At 44.2% G+C, this 18,153-nt stretch carries 16 protein-coding genes, 1 riboswitch and 1 other annotated feature; all 16 genes read left to right on the top strand.

The annotated features are described in order from the left end of the window. Positions 1-51: 51 nt before the first annotated feature. Positions 52-289 (top strand) — a binding site (T-box leader). A 59-nt stretch (positions 290-348) separates the two neighbouring features. The 16 genes from ileS to MHB79_RS07615 all read left to right on the top strand — a co-directional run bounded on the left by ileS (position 349) and on the right by MHB79_RS07615 (position 18,143). Continuing rightward, positions 349-3,114, top strand: coding sequence for an isoleucine--tRNA ligase (gene ileS, locus MHB79_RS07540; RefSeq protein ID WP_268458705.1), 2,766 nt, complete (start codon positions 349-351; stop codon positions 3,112-3,114). A 160-nt stretch (positions 3,115-3,274) separates the two neighbouring features. Continuing rightward, positions 3,275-3,649: a TraR/DksA family transcriptional regulator gene (locus MHB79_RS07545; protein WP_050945086.1), complete on the top strand. Its 375-nt coding sequence runs from the start codon at positions 3,275-3,277 to the stop codon at positions 3,647-3,649. Positions 3,650-3,743: 94 nt separating this feature from the next. Next, positions 3,744-4,211 (top strand): signal peptidase II, encoded by a 468-nt coding sequence (gene lspA, locus MHB79_RS07550; protein ID WP_012009890.1) that lies wholly within the window; start codon positions 3,744-3,746, stop codon positions 4,209-4,211. Continuing rightward, entirely contained in the window at positions 4,208-5,122 is a 915-nt protein-coding gene (locus MHB79_RS07555) for an RluA family pseudouridine synthase (RefSeq protein ID WP_253622633.1), read from the top strand. The genes lspA and MHB79_RS07555 overlap by 4 nt, the downstream gene beginning before the upstream one ends. A 170-nt stretch (positions 5,123-5,292) precedes the next feature. After that, positions 5,293-5,835, top strand: a complete 543-nt coding sequence (gene pyrR, locus MHB79_RS07560) for a bifunctional pyr operon transcriptional regulator/uracil phosphoribosyltransferase PyrR (protein WP_003211705.1) — start codon at positions 5,293-5,295, stop codon at positions 5,833-5,835. Between the two features lie 153 nt (positions 5,836-5,988). Next, the gene (locus MHB79_RS07565) at positions 5,989-7,317 is read left to right on the top strand and encodes a solute carrier family 23 protein (RefSeq protein ID WP_050945084.1); all 1,329 of its coding nucleotides are present in this window, start codon (positions 5,989-5,991) and stop codon (positions 7,315-7,317) included. Between the two features lie 130 nt (positions 7,318-7,447). After that, positions 7,448-8,371, top strand: a complete 924-nt coding sequence (locus tag MHB79_RS07570; protein ID WP_050945083.1) for an aspartate carbamoyltransferase catalytic subunit — start codon at positions 7,448-7,450, stop codon at positions 8,369-8,371. Next, the gene (locus tag MHB79_RS07575; protein WP_106033181.1) at positions 8,355-9,641 is read left to right on the top strand and encodes a dihydroorotase; all 1,287 of its coding nucleotides are present in this window, start codon (positions 8,355-8,357) and stop codon (positions 9,639-9,641) included. Before MHB79_RS07570 ends, MHB79_RS07575 begins: the two co-directional genes overlap by 17 nt. Next, the gene (locus MHB79_RS07580) at positions 9,638-10,732 is read left to right on the top strand and encodes a carbamoyl phosphate synthase small subunit (protein ID WP_340989426.1); all 1,095 of its coding nucleotides are present in this window, start codon (positions 9,638-9,640) and stop codon (positions 10,730-10,732) included. Before MHB79_RS07575 ends, MHB79_RS07580 begins: the two co-directional genes overlap by 4 nt. Continuing rightward, positions 10,717-13,932, top strand: coding sequence for a carbamoyl-phosphate synthase (glutamine-hydrolyzing) large subunit (gene carB, locus MHB79_RS07585; RefSeq protein ID WP_339162069.1), 3,216 nt, complete (start codon positions 10,717-10,719; stop codon positions 13,930-13,932). Before MHB79_RS07580 ends, carB begins: the two co-directional genes overlap by 16 nt. Beyond that, on the top strand, positions 13,929-14,705 hold the full coding sequence (locus MHB79_RS07590) for a dihydroorotate dehydrogenase electron transfer subunit (protein ID WP_340989428.1): 777 nt from the start codon (positions 13,929-13,931) through the stop codon (positions 14,703-14,705). Before carB ends, MHB79_RS07590 begins: the two co-directional genes overlap by 4 nt. Beyond that, on the top strand, positions 14,699-15,631 hold the full coding sequence (locus MHB79_RS07595) for a dihydroorotate dehydrogenase (protein ID WP_050945079.1): 933 nt from the start codon (positions 14,699-14,701) through the stop codon (positions 15,629-15,631). The genes MHB79_RS07590 and MHB79_RS07595 overlap by 7 nt, the downstream gene beginning before the upstream one ends. Further along, on the top strand, positions 15,603-16,307 hold the full coding sequence (pyrF, locus tag MHB79_RS07600) for an orotidine-5'-phosphate decarboxylase (protein ID WP_253622631.1): 705 nt from the start codon (positions 15,603-15,605) through the stop codon (positions 16,305-16,307). The genes MHB79_RS07595 and pyrF overlap by 29 nt, the downstream gene beginning before the upstream one ends. A gap of 7 nt (positions 16,308-16,314) precedes the next feature. After that, complete coding sequence (pyrE, locus tag MHB79_RS07605; RefSeq protein WP_340989430.1) at positions 16,315-16,953, top strand: orotate phosphoribosyltransferase; 639 nt, start codon at positions 16,315-16,317, stop codon at positions 16,951-16,953. A gap of 139 nt (positions 16,954-17,092) precedes the next feature. After that, positions 17,093-17,195, top strand: a riboswitch (SAM riboswitch). 68 nt (positions 17,196-17,263) lie between these two features. Next, positions 17,264-17,455, top strand: coding sequence for a DUF2292 domain-containing protein (locus MHB79_RS07610; RefSeq protein WP_003211143.1), 192 nt, complete (start codon positions 17,264-17,266; stop codon positions 17,453-17,455). Further along, entirely contained in the window at positions 17,442-18,143 is a 702-nt protein-coding gene (locus MHB79_RS07615; RefSeq protein WP_003211029.1) for a phosphoadenylyl-sulfate reductase, read from the top strand. The genes MHB79_RS07610 and MHB79_RS07615 overlap by 14 nt, the downstream gene beginning before the upstream one ends. Positions 18,144-18,153 lie beyond the last annotated feature (10 nt).

An 18,153-nucleotide genomic window follows, 5' to 3' on the forward strand; every position in this document is an offset into this window, starting at 1 on the left:
TCTTGACATGACGTGTACAAGTTGCATATAATACCATCATAAATTAACAAGAGATAAACGTTTGAAAGGGACACTCGCAGTTGTCATATGCGTAATAAAGCGAATCAGGGATGGTGGAAGCCTGACATTACGAGATGCTGCAATGAGATCACCCCTTTAGTTCCTTTTCTGAAATGACCAGTAAGAAAAGGCGTCTGATCACGTTACGATTTTAGAGTGGATAAGCGGCTGTTTAAATAGCGCTTGTCTAAAAGGGTGGTACCGCGAGACAAGCCTTCTCGTCCCTTATGGGATGAGAGGGCTTTTTTTATTGTTTTTTAATCAGAATTTGCATATGGAGGAATGGGTATGAACTACAAAGACACCTTATTAATGCCGAAAACAGAATTCCCAATGAGAGGGAACTTGCCGAACAAAGAGCCTGAAATCCAAGAGGAGTGGGCAGAACAAGACATCTATCAAATGGTTTTAGAGCGGACAAAAGGACGCCCGACCTTTATTTTGCATGATGGACCTCCATATGCGAATGGTGACATTCATATGGGGCACGCACTCAATAAAATCCTAAAAGATTTTATTGTCCGTTTTAAATCAATGAATGGGTTCCACGCACCGTACGTACCGGGCTGGGATACACACGGCTTACCAATTGAAACAGCACTCACTAAAAATAAAAAAGTCAAACGTAAAGAAATGTCGACAGCTGAATTCCGCAAACTATGCGAGGAGTATGCATGGAAGCAAATCGAGGGTCAGCGCAATCAATTTAAGCGATTAGGCGTCAGAGCAGACTGGGACAATCCATATGTCACGTTAAAGCCTGAGTACGAAGCGCAGCAAATTCTTGTCTTCGGAGAAATGGCGAAGAGAGGCTACATTTACAAAGGACTAAAGCCTGTTAACTGGTCTCCTTCAAGTGAGTCAGCTCTTGCTGAAGCGGAAATTGAGTATAAAGACAAACGTTCACCATCCATTTACGTTTCATTTAAAGTGAAAGATGGAAAAGGCGTACTTGAAAACGGCGAACAATTCATCATCTGGACAACAACACCTTGGACACTTCCTGCAAACCTTGGGATTTGTGTTCATCCAAACCTAGAGTACAGTGTTCTTCAAGTGGGTGCTGAGCGATATGTTGTCGCATCTGAGCTTGTTGAACAAGTGGCAAAAACGCTTGGCTTTGAAGAGTATGCAGTCGTGAAAACATTAAAAGGAAAAGAATTAGATAACGTCGTTGCAGAGCATCCGATCTATGGCAGAGATTCACTTGTGATGCTTGGTGACCACGTGACAACGGATGCAGGAACAGGCTGTGTTCATACAGCACCAGGTCACGGGGAAGATGACTTTATTGTCAGCATGAAGTACGGTCTTGACGTACTATGTCCAGTAGACGAAAAAGGTGTCATGACAGAAGAAGCGCCTGGTTTTGAAGGTCTATTTTACGAGGATGCCAATAAAGCCATCACAGAACAGCTTGAAGCAAAAGGCGCGCTGAAAAAGCTCGACTTTATCACGCACTCCTACCCGCATGACTGGAGAACGAAAAAGCCAACGATTTATCGTGCAACCGCTCAGTGGTTTGCTTCGATTAAAGACTTCAGAGAAGCGCTATTAGACAATATTAAAGAAACAAAATGGGTTCCAGCATGGGGCGAAACGCGCCTATTCAATATGGTGCGTGACAGAGGCGACTGGTGCATTTCAAGACAGCGTGTATGGGGCGTCCCAATTCCGGTCTTTTATGCAGAAAATGGGGAGCCGATCATCACAGATGAAACCATTCAGCACGTCTCTCAATTATTTAGAGAACATGGCTCTAATATTTGGTTTGAAAAAGAAGCGAAAGAACTATTGCCAGAAGGCTTTACACATCCAGGCAGTCCAAACGGTGAATTCACAAAAGAGCAGGACATCATGGATGTATGGTTTGATTCTGGTTCTTCTCACCAAGCTGTTTTAGAAGAAAGAGATGATCTTGTTCGTCCGGCAGACCTTTACCTTGAAGGCTCTGACCAATATCGCGGCTGGTTTAACTCTTCCTTATCAACAGCAGTTGCGGTCACTGGAAAAGCACCGTATAAAGGTGTTCTCAGCCACGGCTTTACGCTTGATAAAGAAGGACGCAAGATGAGTAAATCATTAGGCAATACAATTGACCCAACAAAGGTAGCGAAGCAGCTTGGGGCGGAGATTCTAAGACTTTGGGTATCTTCTGTCAACTATCAAGCCGATCACCCGGTGTCTGATGATATCTTAAAACAAGTAGCAGAGGTCTACCGTAAAATTCGTAACACGTTCCGCTTCCTGCATGGTAACCTATTTGACTTTGATCCAGCAGTCCATGCAGTACCTGTAGAAGAGCTTCGCGAAGTGGATCAATATATCTTGATCAAATTAAACAAATTGATTGATAAAGTGAAAAAGGCTTATGATGATTACGAATTTGCGGTCGTGTATCATGCGATTCACAATTTCTGTACAATTGAGCTAAGCTCTTTCTATCTCGACTTTGCAAAGGATGTCGTGTACATTGAGCATGCGGATCATCCAGACCGCCGTAGCATGCAGACGGTCTTCTACGAAACATTAATGGCATTAGTGAAGCTGACTGCACCAATTCTTCCGCATACAGCAGATGAATTATGGAGCCACTTAAGCTTTGTTGAAGAGCCAAGTGTTCAGTTAACAGATATGCCAGAAGGTGTGGCTGTTTCTCAAGCGGAAGCGACAGAAGCGAAGTTTGACCGCTTTATGGAAGTGCGTGACGATGTGCTAAAAGCGCTCGAAATTGCGCGTAACGAGAAAGTCATCGGACGTTCTCTTGAAGCAAGTGTGACCCTTTATGCGACAGAAGAAGTGAAAAACCTTCTTGCATCCATTAAAGAAGATGTGAAGCAGCTCTTTATCATCTCTGAATTAACGGTAGAAGATGAGCAAAATGCTGACACATCAGCACCTGAATACACTTCAGGAAGAATTTTGGTTCAAAAAGCAGAAGGAGAACTATGCGAACGTTCTCGTATTATTTCAAAAGATGTTGGTGCAAATCCGAAATACCCAACATTGTCACTGAAAAATGCTGAAATCGTGGAAAAATATTACCAGAATTAACAGTGTGATATGACCAATTAGCGCCCCGCCATATGCGGGGTGTTTTCTTTTTTGCGGAAATGACAGCGTTTAGAACGAAAGGAAAAATCTTATGGCTTTAAAGTGGACAGCCGGGGCAACAATATGATTATCACGACAGGGCAGGAGTTGAAATAGCGACATGAATGGCGATCTAGAGACGATTTACACGGAACTCCTTCAAATGAAAGAAGAGCTGCAAGCTAAACTGTTTGAATACGCATCATTTCGTTCACCCGCTGAGCATGTCTCAATGAACGAGGTCCAAACGGCCACGCTTCTTTATCACATCAAAGAAGAGCTGCAAGATGTGTCTCTCGCTATTGCAAAAATTGAGCAAGGAACCTTTGGTATATGTGAGGCAACAGGTGATGTCATTCCGCTTGAACAAATGAGTATTCTTCCTACCGCCCGCACGGCTGACGACTTTTTATATCATAAGCAATACGAGAAAAAAGCATTCACTCCTTATCCTCATGAATCAGATGATTCTCATTTTGAAGCCTTCCACATGTAGGGAGGTTTTTGTCTGTCAACTAAAGTTTCTTTACTCCTTCCTGTTTTCTTGATAAAATGCATAAAGATCAAAGTATGAAGATGGAGGAACGTGTGTGTTCTATTACATAATCGCATTCGTGATGATTTGTTTAGATCAATTAACAAAATGGCTCATTGTCAAAAATATGATGCTCGGAGATTCTTATCCGGTGATTGATGGTTTCTTTTATATCACGTCTCACCGAAATTCAGGCGCCGCATGGGGAATTCTCCAAGGACAAATGTGGTTTTTCTATGTGATCACACTCGTTGTTATTGCGGGAATTGTTTATTATTTGCAAAAGCATGGGCAAAAGGACAAGCTGCTTGGAGTTGCACTGGCCTTAATGCTTGGCGGAGCGATTGGGAATTTTATCGACCGCGTTTTCCGTCAGGAAGTGGTAGATTTTGCTCATTTCGTCTTTGGGAATTATCACTACCCAATCTTTAATATTGCAGATTCTTCTCTATGTGTAGGAGTTATTCTGCTCTTCATTCAAATGCTGTTAGATGGAAAGAAAACGAAGGAGTCAACTACATGAATCAAGTAAATATTGCCGTTTCAGAAGAACAAACGAGTGAACGGCTTGATAAATTTCTAAGCACGACAGAACCAGAATGGTCAAGAACCCAGGTCCAGCAGTGGGTAAAGGATGGGCTGATCGAAGTAAACGGGAAACAAGTGAAAGCCAATTACAAAGTACAAGCTGGAGATCAGATTAAAGTCGAGATTCCAGAACCAGAAGTACTAGATGTAGAAGCAGAACCAATGAATCTTGATATTTATTATGAGGATGCAGATGTGCTAGTGGTGAATAAACCACGAGGAATGGTCGTTCATCCAGCACCAGGTCACGTGTCAGGAACGCTTGTAAATGGCCTGATGGCACATTGCACGGACTTATCAGGGATTAATGGTGTGATGCGTCCTGGAATTGTCCATCGTATTGATAAAGACACATCTGGGCTGTTAATGGTCGCAAAAAACGATATGGCGCATGAATCACTCGTCAATCAGCTTGTGGCTAAAACTGTCACAAGAAAATATACGGCCGTTGTCCATGGCATCATTCAGCATGATACAGGCACAATTGATGCCCCAATTGGCAGAGACAAAAAAGACCGCCAAAGCATGACGGTCACAAAAGAAAGTGCAAAACAAGCAGTCACTCACTTTGATGTGATTGAACGCTTTCAGGATTTCACTGTGGTGGAGTGCCGACTTGAAACAGGAAGAACACACCAAATTCGTGTTCATATGAAATATATCGGCTATCCGCTTGCAGGAGATCCGAAATATGGACCGAGAAAGACAGTCGATTTCAATGGTCAGCTGCTTCATGCAGGTGTTTTAGGATTTGATCATCCAAGAACAGGCGAATATATCGAGTTCACAGCACCAGTTCCTGCTGATATGCAAGCTTTTATCGATTCATTAAGAAATAACGATTGACAGGCCGTTCTTTTTTTGAAATAATGAACGAAGAAATGAAGATTCTTTAAAACAGTCCAGAGAGGCTGAGAAGGATAACGGATCAATTTGTGCACGTGTATGCACAAATGAACGCCCCTCTCTGCCCTTTGCAGAAGGGGCTTTTTATTTGTCAAAAAGAGGTGTAAAAGATGGAACAAAAAGCAGTCATTCTTGATGAACAAGCGATCAGACGAGCGCTTACCCGAATTGCACATGAAATGATTGAGCGCAACAAAGGGATGAAAGATGTCATCCTTGCGGGGATCAAGACTAGAGGTATTCATCTTGCAAAGCGCCTTGCAGAGCGCATCGAGCAAATTGAAGGAAATCCAGTCATAGTGGGTGAACTTGATATTACGCTATACCGTGATGACCTGACAAAAAAGACAGAGAACCAAGACCCGCTTGTGAAGGGTGCAGACATTCCAGCTGACATTAATGACAAAACACTGATTGTCGTTGACGATGTCCTGTTTACAGGCAGAACCGTCAGAGCAGCCATGGATGCCCTTGTGGATGTAGGAAGACCATCTTCCATTCAGCTTGCTGTTCTCGTCGACCGGGGACACCGGGAGCTACCGATTCGAGCGGATTATATCGGGAAGAACATTCCGACATCAAAAGCAGAGACAGTTATGGTTCAACTGAATGAAGTAGATCAAAACGACCTTGTCGCTATATATGAAAAATAACCTTTTTAAATGCATTCCAGAGAGTTTGCAAAGAGGGCAATAACAGAGATACCAAGCACGGCAAACATGACGTGTACGGTTTTTCTAGGCCTCTTTGCGCATACTCGCAAAGAGGCTTTTTTAATGAAAAAGGACACATCTAGGAGGAAAATCATGAGTCAGCAAAAAGCCAATTTAGGCATTCGAGATATCCCAAAACCGTTCACATGGCTGTCACTTAGCCTTCAGCATTTGTTTGCCATGTTTGGTGCAACCATTCTAGTACCAAAAATCATCGATATGAGTCCAGCGGTCGCGCTCATCTCAAGTGGTGTTGGAACCATAGTTTACTTAATCATCACAAGAGGCCAAATTCCAGCGTATCTTGGATCGTCCTTTGCCTTTATCGCCCCCATACTGAATGTGAAAGCCACAGGCGGCCCTGGAGCCGCCATGGTGGGTGCCTTCATGGCGGGTGTCGCTTATGCACTCATTGCACTATTTATTAAATGGCTCGGCACAGGCTGGCTGATGAAACTTCTACCGCCGGTCGTCGTAGGGCCGGTCATTATGGTCATCGGACTCGGACTCGCTGGAACAGCTGTCAACATGGCGATGTATGCTGATCCGAATGCAACCGAGCTTGTTTACAGCCTGAAGCACCTAATGGTCGCCGGCTTCACACTGGCTGTCACGATTATCAGCATGATTTTCCTAAGAGGATTCCTTAGCTTGATCCCAGTATTAATCGGCATTATCAGCGGCTATCTCTTTGCCTTATCACAAGGCATTGTGAACTTCCAGCCGGTCATTGATGCAAAATGGTTTGCTGTACCAGACTTCGTTGTACCATTTGTGGACTACACACCAGCTGTGACTTTAAGCATTCTCACCGTAATGGTGCCGGTTGCCTTTGTGACAATGTCTGAGCACATCGGCCACCAAGTGGTGTTAAGTAAAGTTGTAGGGCAAGATTTCATTAAAAAACCTGGTCTTCACCGCTCCATTTTAGGAGACAGTGCGGCGACAATTTTCGCTTCACTCATTGGCGGACCGCCGACAACAACGTATGGAGAGAACATCGGCGTCCTTGCCATCACAAGAGTGTTCAGTATCTTCGTCATCGGCGGAGCAGCAGTATTTGCAATCTGCTTCGGCTTTGTCGGAAAAATCTCAGCATTAATCAGTACAGTGCCGTCCGCGGTCATGGGAGGCGTTTCATTCTTGCTCTTTGGGATCATTGCCTCAAGCGGCCTGAGAATCCTGATTGATCATAAAGTGAATTTTGAAGAAAAGCGTAATCTCATTATCGCATCAGTCATCTTAGTCATCGGAATTGGCGGGGCATTCATTGAGGTGAAACAAATCAACCTCACACTATCTGGAATGGCACTTGCTGCCATCACGGGTGTCCTGTTGAACCTGATCCTGCCGCAGCAAAAAGCGGAGGATGACGAGTCAAATGAATCGAATACAGAAAACCTTTTAAAAGAAGTCCAGTGAGGCTGACAAGGGTTCTAAAATGAGCAGAATGCACGAACATGCCGCTGCTTCTTTTGGAGAACCCTAAGCTGCCGAGGCTTAGGGTTTTTTTGAACCTGAAAGTGATGAAAAACTAGAGGGGGAAGAAAAAATGAATGATCTATCGACAATGAGCAGCTTGTCTAAAGAAGAGATTTTACAGCTGATTGAAGAAGCAACAGCTCTCAAAAAGGGGAAGCAAGAACTTGGCTTAGCGGGAGAATTTGTAGCAAACCTCTTCTTTGAACCAAGCACAAGAACACGATTTAGCTTCGAAGTCGCCGAAAAGAAACTGGGGATGAATGTACTAAGCTTAGATGCAGCAAGCACCTCCGTTCAAAAGGGCGAAACCCTTTACGATACGGTAAAAACGCTCGAATCCATCGGTGTGAAAGCATGTGTGATCAGAGACAGCACCGATGAATATTACAATGAGCTGATCGGGAAGGTTGGGATTCCGATCATTAATGCTGGTGATGGCTGCGGACAGCATCCGACCCAATCACTGCTTGACCTGATGACCATCTATGAAGAGTTTGGCGGCTTTGAGGGCTTAACGATTTCGATTCATGGAGACATCAAGCACAGCAGGGTGGCAAGGTCGAATGCGGAAGTACTCTCAAGGCTCGGAGCGACAGTCCTTTTCTCAGGACCTGCTTCCTTCCAAGATGAGCAAAATCCTCACGGAACGTATGTCCAAGTAGACGAAGCCATTAGACAATCTGATGTGGTGATGCTGCTTAGAATCCAGCATGAACGGCACGCTAAAAAAATGGGTAATGAAGATTACTTATCGACTTATGGATTAACAGTAAACAGGGCAAACAACATGAAAGAACGAGCCATTATCATGCATCCAGCACCAGTAAACAGAGGTGTGGAGATAGATGATTCTTTAGTGGAATCAAAGCAGTCACGAATTTTCAAGCAAATGGAAAATGGCGTTTATGTCCGAATGGCGGTATTAAAAAGAGCTTTTCAAAATAGCAGACTACATCAAAAAGGGAGAGATTCTGTCTATGTCGTATCTCATTAAAAACGGTTTTATCTTAACAAGCACAGGTGAAAAAGTGCAGCAGGATATTAGGGTAGAAGGAAAAGTGATTCAAGCGATTGGTCACTTAGAAAGAGAAGACGGAGAAGAGGTCATTGATGCTAAAGGGCTATTTGTTTCACCAGGCTTAATTGATCTGCATGTACATTTAAGAGAGCCAGGCGGAGAGAAAAAGGAAACGATTGAAACAGGCTCTAAAGCAGCAGCAAGAGGCGGCTATACGACGATTGCAGCGATGCCGAATACACGCCCAGTTCCAGATACAAAAGAGCAAATGGAATGGCTCATGAATCGAATCGAAGAGACCTCTTCTGTCAGAGTACTGCCATACGCCTCCATCACAACTAGACAAATTGGGGAAGAGATGACAGACTTTGCAGCACTAAAAGAAGCAGGCGCCTTCGCTTTCACAGATGACGGAGTCGGCATCCAAACAGCAGGAATGATGTACGAAGCGATGAAAAAGGCAGCAAGTCTTGATCAAGCCATTGTCGCGCACTGTGAGGATAACTCGCTGATTTACGGAGGATGCGTTCATGAAGGAGAATTTTCAAAAGCGAATGAATTAAACGGAATACCGTCCATTTGTGAATCGGTGCATATTGCAAGAGATGTTCTTTTAGCAGAAGCAGCGAACTGTCATTATCATGTATGTCATATCAGTACGAAAGAATCTGTGCGAGTCGTTCGCGATGCAAAAAAAGCAGGCATCCGTGTGACGGCAGAGGTGTCACCGCATCACCTGCTCCTATGTGATGCAGACATCCCAGGGCTTGATACGAACTATAAAATGAACCCGCCTCTTAGAGGAAAAGAGGATCGCGAGGCACTAATCGAGGGACTGTTAGATGGAACGATTGATTTCATCGCAACAGACCATGCACCGCATACAGAAGAAGAAAAGAACGAAACGATGCAGCGCGCACCTTTTGGAATAGTCGGGCTTGAAACAGCGTTCCCGCTTCTTTACACGCGATTTGTCAAAACAGGCGAATGGACATTAAAAAAACTCGTTGATTATATGACGATCAAGCCAGCAGAAGCCTTCTCCCTTCCTTATGGAAAGCTGGAAGAAGGACAAACAGCTGATATTACACTCATTGATCTAAACAAAGAAATGGCAATCGATAAAAAGAGCTTCTTATCAAAAGGACAAAATACACCGTTTGACAAATTGACTGTATCAGGATGGCCGGTCATGACACTTGCATCTGGGAAAGTCGTGTATGAAGAGGGGAGACTAGTAAAATGAAGAGACGCTTAGTGCTAGAAAACGGAACAGTATTCGAAGGAACAGGCTTTGGCAGCTTAGAATCATCAGTCGGAGAAGTCGTCTTTAATACAGGGATGACAGGCTATCAAGAAATTTTGTCTGATCCATCATACTGCGGACAAATTGTCACACTTACTTACCCGCTTATCGGCAACTACGGCATTAATCGTGATGATTTTGAATCGATCACACCATTTGTCAAAGGGCTGATTGTGAAGGAACTTTGTGAAAAGCCCTCAAACTGGCGCTCTGCATACTCGCTCGATGAGTATTTAAAAATGAAAAACATTCCAGGGCTTAGCGGAATCGATACACGAAAGCTGACGAGAATGATTCGAAGTGCAGGGACTTTAAGAGGGGCATTTGCAGGACCGGATGAACAAGTGGAAGACGTGGTGCGCCGCCTACAAACAATGCAGCTGCCGACTGATCAAGTGAGTCAAGTATCTGTGAAAAATGCGTATCCAAGCCCAGGAAGAGGAAAAAGAATTGTCCTTGTCGATTTCGGCATGAAGCACGGCATTTTGCGCGAGCTCAATAAACGGGACTGTGATGTCATCGTGGTGCCGTACAATATCAAGGCAGATGAAGTGCTACAGTTAAAGCCTGATGGAATCATGCTTTCAAACGGCCCTGGGGATCCTGTTGATGTACCGGAAGCAGTCGAGATGATTCAGCAATTGATTGGAAAAGTTCCACTCTTTGGCATTTGCCTTGGACATCAATTATTCGCGCTTGCATGCGGCGCAAGTACTGAAAAAATGAAATTCGGTCACAGAGGATCGAATCACCCAGTGAAAGAACTAGCAACCGGCAAGGTCACCCTGACAGCTCAAAACCACGGCTACACAGTTAGTGCCATTAACGAGGACGTGCTCGAAGTCACACACATCGCACTAAACGACAATACAATTGAAGGCTTAAAACATAAAGAAGCACCAGCATTCACTGTCCAGTACCACCCAGAAGCATCACCAGGTCCAGAAGATGCGAACTACTTATTCGACCAGTTCATGGACATGATTCATACAACTGAGAAAGAAGGGGAAGAAGTATGCCAAAACGCGTAGACATCAAAAAGATTTTAGTTATCGGTTCAGGTCCAATCATCATTGGTCAGGCAGCGGAGTTTGACTATGCAGGCACACAGGCTTGCTTAGCACTGAAAGAAGAAGGCTATGAAGTCGTTCTTGTGAATTCCAATCCAGCGACCATCATGACAGATACAGAAATGGCCGATAAGGTATACATCGAACCACTGACACCAGAATTCTTAACACGAATCATTCGAAAAGAACGTCCTGATGCGATCTTGCCAACACTTGGCGGACAAACTGGACTTAACCTTGCTGTTGAATTATCAGACCTTGGCGTATTAGCTGAATGTGGTGTTGAAGTATTAGGAACAAAACTTTCAGCTATTCAAAAAGCAGAGGACAGAGATCTATTCCGTAATTTGATGAATGAACTAAATGAGCCTGTACCAGAAAGTGAAATCATCCATAACCTAGAAGAAGCGATGGCGTTTACGAATCAAATTGGTTTCCCTGTCATTGTGAGACCAGCTTATACATTAGGCGGAACAGGCGGCGGAATTTGTACAAACGAGCAAGAGCTGAAGGAAATCGTCGAAAACGGTTTGAAGCTAAGCCCAGTCACACAATGCTTACTTGAAAAAAGTATTGCAGGCTTTAAAGAAATTGAATATGAAGTCATGCGTGATAGCGGTGATCATGCGATCGTTGTTTGTAACATGGAAAACTTTGATCCAGTCGGTATCCACACAGGAGACAGTATCGTTGTGGCGCCAAGCCAAACGTTAAGTGACCGTGAATATCAGCTGCTTCGCAATGTGTCGCTCAAGCTGATCCGGGCACTTGGGATTGAAGGCGGATGTAACGTACAGCTGGCAATTGATCCAGACAGCTTTCAATACTATATCATCGAAGTAAATCCGCGCGTGAGTCGCTCTTCTGCACTTGCGTCGAAAGCAACTGGTTATCCAATTGCCAAACTTGCAGCGAAAATTGCTGTCGGCTTAACGCTTGATGAAATGATGAACCCAGTCACAGGTAAAACCTATGCCGCCTTCGAACCGGCACTCGACTATATTGTGTCTAAAATTCCGCGCTGGCCGTTTGATAAATTCGAATCGGCCAACAGACGTCTTGGTACGCAAATGAAAGCAACGGGTGAAGTAATGGCGATCGGTCGTACATTAGAAGAGTCTCTTCTAAAGGCTGTTCGTTCACTTGAAGCGGATGTGCACCACATTGAATTAAAAGATGAAGCAGATATCACAAACGAAGTGCTTGAAAAGCGGATTATCAAGGCGGGAGACGAACGATTATTCTATATCGCCGAGGCACTTAGAAGAGGCTATACGGTTGAACAAATACATGAGTTCTCAAAAATTGATTACTTCTTCCTTCATAAACTGGAAGGCATCATCGCTTTTGAAAAGACATTAAAAGAAAACAAAGGCAATACAGACGTATTAAAAGAAGCGAAAGAAAAAGGCTTCTCAGACATCTATATTAGCCGCGAGTGGAATATGAATGAAGCGGATGTCTATACGCTAAGACAAGAAGCAGGCATCGTACCTGTTTACAAAATGGTAGATACTTGTGCGGCTGAATTTGAATCCGAGACGCCATATTTCTACAGCACGTATGAAGATGAAAATGAATCAGAACGTACAGACAAGAAAAGCGTCATCGTATTAGGCTCAGGTCCTATTAGAATCGGTCAAGGAGTAGAATTTGATTATGCGACCGTTCATTCTGTGTGGGCAATTAAACAAGCAGGGTATGAAGCAATCATTATTAACAACAACCCTGAAACGGTCTCAACAGACTTTAGTATTTCAGACAAGCTCTACTTTGAACCACTCACTGTAGAAGATGTGATGCACATCATCGATCTTGAGCAACCTGAAGGAGTCGTTGTCCAGTTCGGCGGACAAACAGCAATCAACCTAGCAGATGAATTATCAAATAGAGGGGTGAAGATTCTCGGCACATCTCTTGAAGACCTAGACCGAGCCGAAAACAGGGACAAGTTTGAACAAACATTAGAAGCACTCGGCGTGCCGCAGCCTAAAGGAAAAACAGCTACTTCTGTGCCTCAAGCTGTAGCGATTGCCAATCAGATCGGCTACCCAGTCCTTGTCCGTCCTTCCTATGTATTAGGCGGTCGTGCGATGGAAATTGTTTATCAAGAAGCTGAGCTTCTTCACTACATGGAGAATGCAGTGAAAGTCAATCCGCAGCACCCAGTCTTAATTGACAAGTATTTGACAGGAAAAGAAATCGAAGTAGATGCCGTGTCTGATGGCGAAACTGTCGTGATCCCGGGCATTATGGAACATATTGAAAGAGCCGGAGTTCACTCTGGTGACTCGATTGCGGTTTACCCGCCGCAAACATTGTCTGAAGAGATCAAAGCGAAGATCGCAGAATACACGATCAAGCTTGCAAAAGGGCTCAACATTATTGGGCTGCTAAACATTCAATTTGTTCTCTCAAAAGGTGAAGTGTTCGTACTTGAAGTGAACCCGCGTTCAAGCCGGACAGTTCCTTTCTTAAGTAAAATCACGGGCATCCCGATGGCAAACCTAGCGACAAAAGTCATTTTAGGAGAAAAACTCAAAAACTATGGCTACGAAGAAGGACTTCACACAGAGCAAGAAGGGGTGTACGTCAAAGTTCCAGTCTTCTCTTTTGCAAAACTAAGAAGAGTCGATATTACACTCGGACCTGAAATGAAATCGACAGGTGAAGTCATGGGGAAAGATGTCACAATCGAAAAAGCTCTTTACAAAGGATTAATTGCATCAGGCATTCAAATTCCTAAAGATGGGACAGTTCTTCTGACAGTTGCTGACAAGGATAAAGAAGAAGGACTGGAGATTGCGAGAAGATTCCATTCAATCGGCTACCATATTTTAGCGACAGAAGGAACAGCGAATTACTTAAAACAAGCCTCCATCCCATCAAGTGTTGTCGGCAAAATAGGAGAAGAAGGCAAAAACCTTCTCGATGTCATACGAAACGGGGAAGCCCAATTTGTCATCAACACTCTGACAAAAGGAAAACAGCCGGCAAGAGACGGCTTTAGAATCAGACGTGAAGCTGTTGAAAATGGCGTAGCTTGCTTAACGTCGCTAGATACAGCAGAAGCGATTTTAAGAGTACTAGAAAGCATGACATTTAGAGCGGACGAAATGCCAGAAGTGAAAACGAATGCTGAGGTGACAGTAACGATATGAAAAAAGCATACTTGACTGTCGTCTCAAATCGAGAGATCGCTGATCATATTTACGAAATGACATTAAAAGGTGACCTTGTGGACTCCTTTCAAACGGCTGGACAATTTCTTCATATCAAGGTCAGCGAGTCCATGACACCGCTGCTGAGAAGACCGATCAGTATTGCCAATATTCATGCCGAGAAGCAAGAAGCAACCATCATCTATCGCGCAGAGGGAGAGGGCACAAAGCTTCTTTCCCAAAGGCGGGATGGGGAATCCATCGATGTCTTAGGGCCGCTTGGCAACGGGTACGATCCTTCAGTTGTTCAGCCAGGTCAGACAGCGTTACTAGTCGGTGGTGGAATTGGAGTACCGCCTTTATATGAGCTGTCCAAACGTTTAACGAAAAAAGGCGTCATCGTCAAGCATGTCCTTGGCTTTCAATCGAAAAAGGATGTATTTTACGAGGAGAAATTCCAAGCACTCGGAGATACATTTATCGCAACAGTTGATGGGACATATGGCGCAAAGGGCTTCGTGACAAGTGTCATTGAAGAGAATGATTTGAGCTTTGATGTCATGCTTTCCTGCGGGCCGACCCCTATGTTAAAAGCACTAAAAGACTCTTACCCCGATAAGCCTGTCTACATTTCAATGGAAGAACGAATGGGCTGCGGAATTGGTGCTTGCTTTGCATGTGTCTGTCATACCGATCAGCACGAAAAAGCTTACGTCAAAGTCTGTCTGGACGGACCTGTATTTAAAGCAGAGGAGGTGGCGTTGTTATGCTAAACGTTGAGTTACCCGGCTTATCTTTAAAGAATCCGATTATCCCTGCATCAGGCTGCTTTGGATTCGGGAGAGAATTTGCTTCATTATACGATTTATCCGTGCTTGGCGGTATCATGATCAAAGCCACAACCTTAGAACCGAGATTTGGCAACCCGACACCAAGGGTAGCAGAGACAGGTGCCGGGATGCTCAATGCCATCGGTCTTCAAAATCCTGGCCTAAAAGGCGTGCTGGAAAATGAATTGCCTTGGCTTGAGCAGTTTGATACGCCTATTATTGCAAATGTCGCTGGCTCACAGGTCGATGATTATGTTGAAGTAGCGAAGCAGATCAGCCAAGCAAAAAATGTCCATGCCCTTGAACTGAATATCTCGTGTCCGAATGTCAAAACAGGCGGAATTGCCTTTGGTACAGATCCTCAAATGGCAGCAGCATTGACAAAAGCGGTGAAGGACGTGTCCTCCGTTCCTGTCTATGTCAAACTGTCTCCTAACGTAGCTAATATTGTGGAGATTGCTCAAGCGATTGAATGTGCTGGAGCGGATGGACTCACGATGATTAACACGTTAATCGGTATGCGTTTAGATTTAAAAACAGGGAAACCGATTCTTGCCAATAAAACAGGCGGATTATCAGGCCCTGCGGTCAAACCTGTCGCTGTGCGCATGGTACATGAGGTCAGTCAAGCGGTTTCTATCCCGATTATCGGAATGGGCGGAGTGCAAAATGCTGAAGATGTACTTGAATTTTTACTAGCAGGTGCGAGTGCAGTAGCTGTTGGCACAGCCAATTTTGTAAACCCATTTATTTGCCCAGAAATCATAGAAGAACTGCCAAATGTATTAGCAGCCTATGGGTATTCATCTGTAGAGGAATGTATCGGAAGGAGCTGGAAATATGAAGCACTTGCCCATCATCGCGCTTGATTTTCCATCAGGGCAGGAGGCGCTTGCCTTTTTAGAACCCTTTGAAGGGACACCATTATTTGTGAAGGTCGGCATGGAGCTGTTTTACCAAGAAGGACCTGCCATCCTTGACGCACTTAAAGAAAAAAATTGCCACATTTTCCTCGACCTCAAATTACATGACATTCCAACAACGGTGCAAAAAGCAATGAACCGGCTTGCCGCACTTGGCGTTGATCTAGTCAATGTACATGCTGCTGGCGGGAAACAGATGATGCAAGCTGCGTTAGAAGGGCTTGAAAACGGAACGCCTGCTGGGCAAAAACGTCCGGGCATTATAGCAGTGACTCAGCTGACGAGTACATCTGAAGACATGATGAGAAGCGAATTACTCATAGACCGTCCGCTGCAAGAGACTGTCATCCGGTACGGTCAATTGGCACATGAAAGTGGACTAGACGGTGTTGTTTGCTCTGTTCATGAATCCAAAGCTCTTCATGAGCACATCTCACCTGACTTCCTCACTGTTACGCCAGGGATTCGTTTACTAAATGATCAAACCGATGATCAAAAGCGTGTGGCGACCCCTGCTTATGCAAAAGAGCAGGGTGTTTCACAGATTGTTGTCGGAAGGTCAATCACAAAAGCTGAAAAACCATTGGAAGCCTATCATCAAATTTTGAAAGAGTGGGAGTGACTGCCAGATGAAAACAAAAATTGCTAAACACCTATTACAAATCAAAGCGGTCTCATTGAAACCAGACGAACCGTTTACATGGGCAAGCGGTATCAAATCACCGATCTATTGTGACAACCGTCTCACCTTGTCCTATCCAGAAGTTAGACACGACATTGCTGAAGGTCTTAAAGAGTTGATTCTCACTCATTTTGAGGGAGCGGAGGTGATTGCTGGTACTGCAACAGCAGGCATCCCGCATGCGGCATTAGCAGCAGATCGTCTAAACGTCCCGATGTGTTATGTCAGAAGTAAGCCAAAAGCACATGGAAAAGGAAATCAAATTGAAGGTGCCGTATCAAAGGGCCAAAAGGTGGTCGTCGTAGAAGATCTGATTTCAACAGGAGGCAGTGTGCTTGAAGTGGTCGCTGCTCTTCAAGAAGCGGGCTGTGACGTACTAGGCGTTGCTGCGATCTTCACATACGGTCTGCCAAAAGCTGCGGCAGCATTCCAAGAGAAAAACATTCCATATATCACCCTAACAGACTATGACACCCTGACAGACGTGGCACTTGAGCTGAAAGCGATTGAGCCTTCTGCTATGAATAAATTGAAACGCTGGAGACAAGATCCTTCCTCTGAATCTTGGATGGAAGAAACCGTCTAAAAAGCTGCGCCTCCCCGCACAGCTTTTTTATTTGGTTAAAAATAGTAAAATAGACTCAAATTTAAATAAAAACTAATCCTATCAATAAAGTCGGGTTGACTTTTGTTTGAATTGTGTTAATATTTAAGACAAATTAAAACACTTATCCAGAGAGGTGGAGGGACTGGCCCGATGAAGCCCGGCAACCTGCGATTTGCAAGGTGCTACTTCCTGCAAAATGATTCTATTTTGAAAGATAAGGAAATCGTGAGCTTCCTCATCTTTCTTTCGGACTGAAAGGAAGTTTTTTTATTTTAACGGTGAGGGGGAAGTGAAGCAAAAGCAGGATGAAGACTTAATTGAAGCCTATGCAGAAACTGATTGGGGATATGAATTCAGTTTAGTTACACTGATTGTTCAGGACGGTCAAGTGATCCAAGTGGAAGAAGACAGAAAAAATTCAGTTGACGTAGTGCGGAGAGTAGTGATACTCCGGAAGGGGAGAAACAATGTTAACTTATGAAAATTGGCAAGAGCCGTCCATTACATTTCAAGAAGATGATTTGTATAAAGGGGCCTTATCTGTGCTGAAATGGGCATACGGTCATTATGGTGATCAGCTCGTTTATGCATGCAGTTTTGGTATTGAAGGCATCGTCCTCATTGATTTGATTGCGAAAGTAAAAAAGGATGCAAGAATTGTCTTTTTAGATACAGGTCTGCATTTTAAGGAAACGTACGACACAATTGATGCGGTAAAGGAAAGATACCCGGGTTTAGATATTGTGCTGAAAACCCCTGAGCTGACGGTTGAGGAGCAAAATGAGCAGCATGGTGATCAACTATGGAAAACAGATCCTCAAAGCTGCTGTCATATGCGTAAGGTCATTCCTTTGCAAGAAGCGCTATCTGGCTATCCGGCATGGCTTTCTGGCTTAAGGAGAGAGCAGTCTCCTAAGCGAGCAGGGACGAACTTTTTAAATAAGGATGAAAAATTCAAATCAGTGAAAGTATGTCCGCTTATCCACTGGACGTGGAAGGACATATGGAGATATGCATCTAGAGAGGAACTTACTTATAATCCGCTACATGATCAGGGATATCCAAGTATCGGGTGTGCCCCGTGTACACAGCCAGCATTTACTGCCGAGGATCTGCGGTCTGGCAGATGGTCAGGCACAGCTAAGACTGAGTGCGGATTACATGAGTAAGGGAGCATAG

Origin of the sequence: Bacillus sp. FSL M7-0558 (assembly GCF_038003245.1) — a bacterium.
GTDB lineage: Bacteria > Bacillota > Bacilli > Bacillales > Bacillaceae > Bacillus > Bacillus pumilus.

Bases quoted from the DNA above. Each gene is read 5' to 3' on its own strand.
- pyrR (WP_003211705.1), top strand. From the start codon at position 5,293: ATGGAACAAAAAGCAGTCATTCTTGATGAACAAGCGATCAGACGAGCG.
- MHB79_RS07575 (WP_106033181.1), top strand. From the start codon at position 8,355: ATGTCGTATCTCATTAAAAACGGTTTTATCTTAACAAGCACAGGTGAA.
- carB (WP_339162069.1), top strand. From the start codon at position 10,717: ATGCCAAAACGCGTAGACATCAAAAAGATTTTAGTTATCGGTTCAGGT.
- MHB79_RS07545 (WP_050945086.1), top strand. From the start codon at position 3,275: ATGAATGGCGATCTAGAGACGATTTACACGGAACTCCTTCAAATGAAA.
- MHB79_RS07555 (WP_253622633.1), top strand. From the start codon at position 4,208: ATGAATCAAGTAAATATTGCCGTTTCAGAAGAACAAACGAGTGAACGG.
- MHB79_RS07590 (WP_340989428.1), top strand. From the start codon at position 13,929: ATGAAAAAAGCATACTTGACTGTCGTCTCAAATCGAGAGATCGCTGAT.
- MHB79_RS07615 (WP_003211029.1), top strand. From the start codon at position 17,442: ATGTTAACTTATGAAAATTGGCAAGAGCCGTCCATTACATTTCAAGAA.
- MHB79_RS07595 (WP_050945079.1), top strand. From the start codon at position 14,699: ATGCTAAACGTTGAGTTACCCGGCTTATCTTTAAAGAATCCGATTATC.
- MHB79_RS07565 (WP_050945084.1), top strand. From the start codon at position 5,989: ATGAGTCAGCAAAAAGCCAATTTAGGCATTCGAGATATCCCAAAACCG.
- MHB79_RS07570 (WP_050945083.1), top strand. From the start codon at position 7,448: ATGAATGATCTATCGACAATGAGCAGCTTGTCTAAAGAAGAGATTTTA.
- pyrF (WP_253622631.1), top strand. From the start codon at position 15,603: ATGAAGCACTTGCCCATCATCGCGCTTGATTTTCCATCAGGGCAGGAG.
- MHB79_RS07580 (WP_340989426.1), top strand. From the start codon at position 9,638: ATGAAGAGACGCTTAGTGCTAGAAAACGGAACAGTATTCGAAGGAACA.
- ileS (WP_268458705.1), top strand. From the start codon at position 349: ATGAACTACAAAGACACCTTATTAATGCCGAAAACAGAATTCCCAATG.
- pyrE (WP_340989430.1), top strand. From the start codon at position 16,315: ATGAAAACAAAAATTGCTAAACACCTATTACAAATCAAAGCGGTCTCA.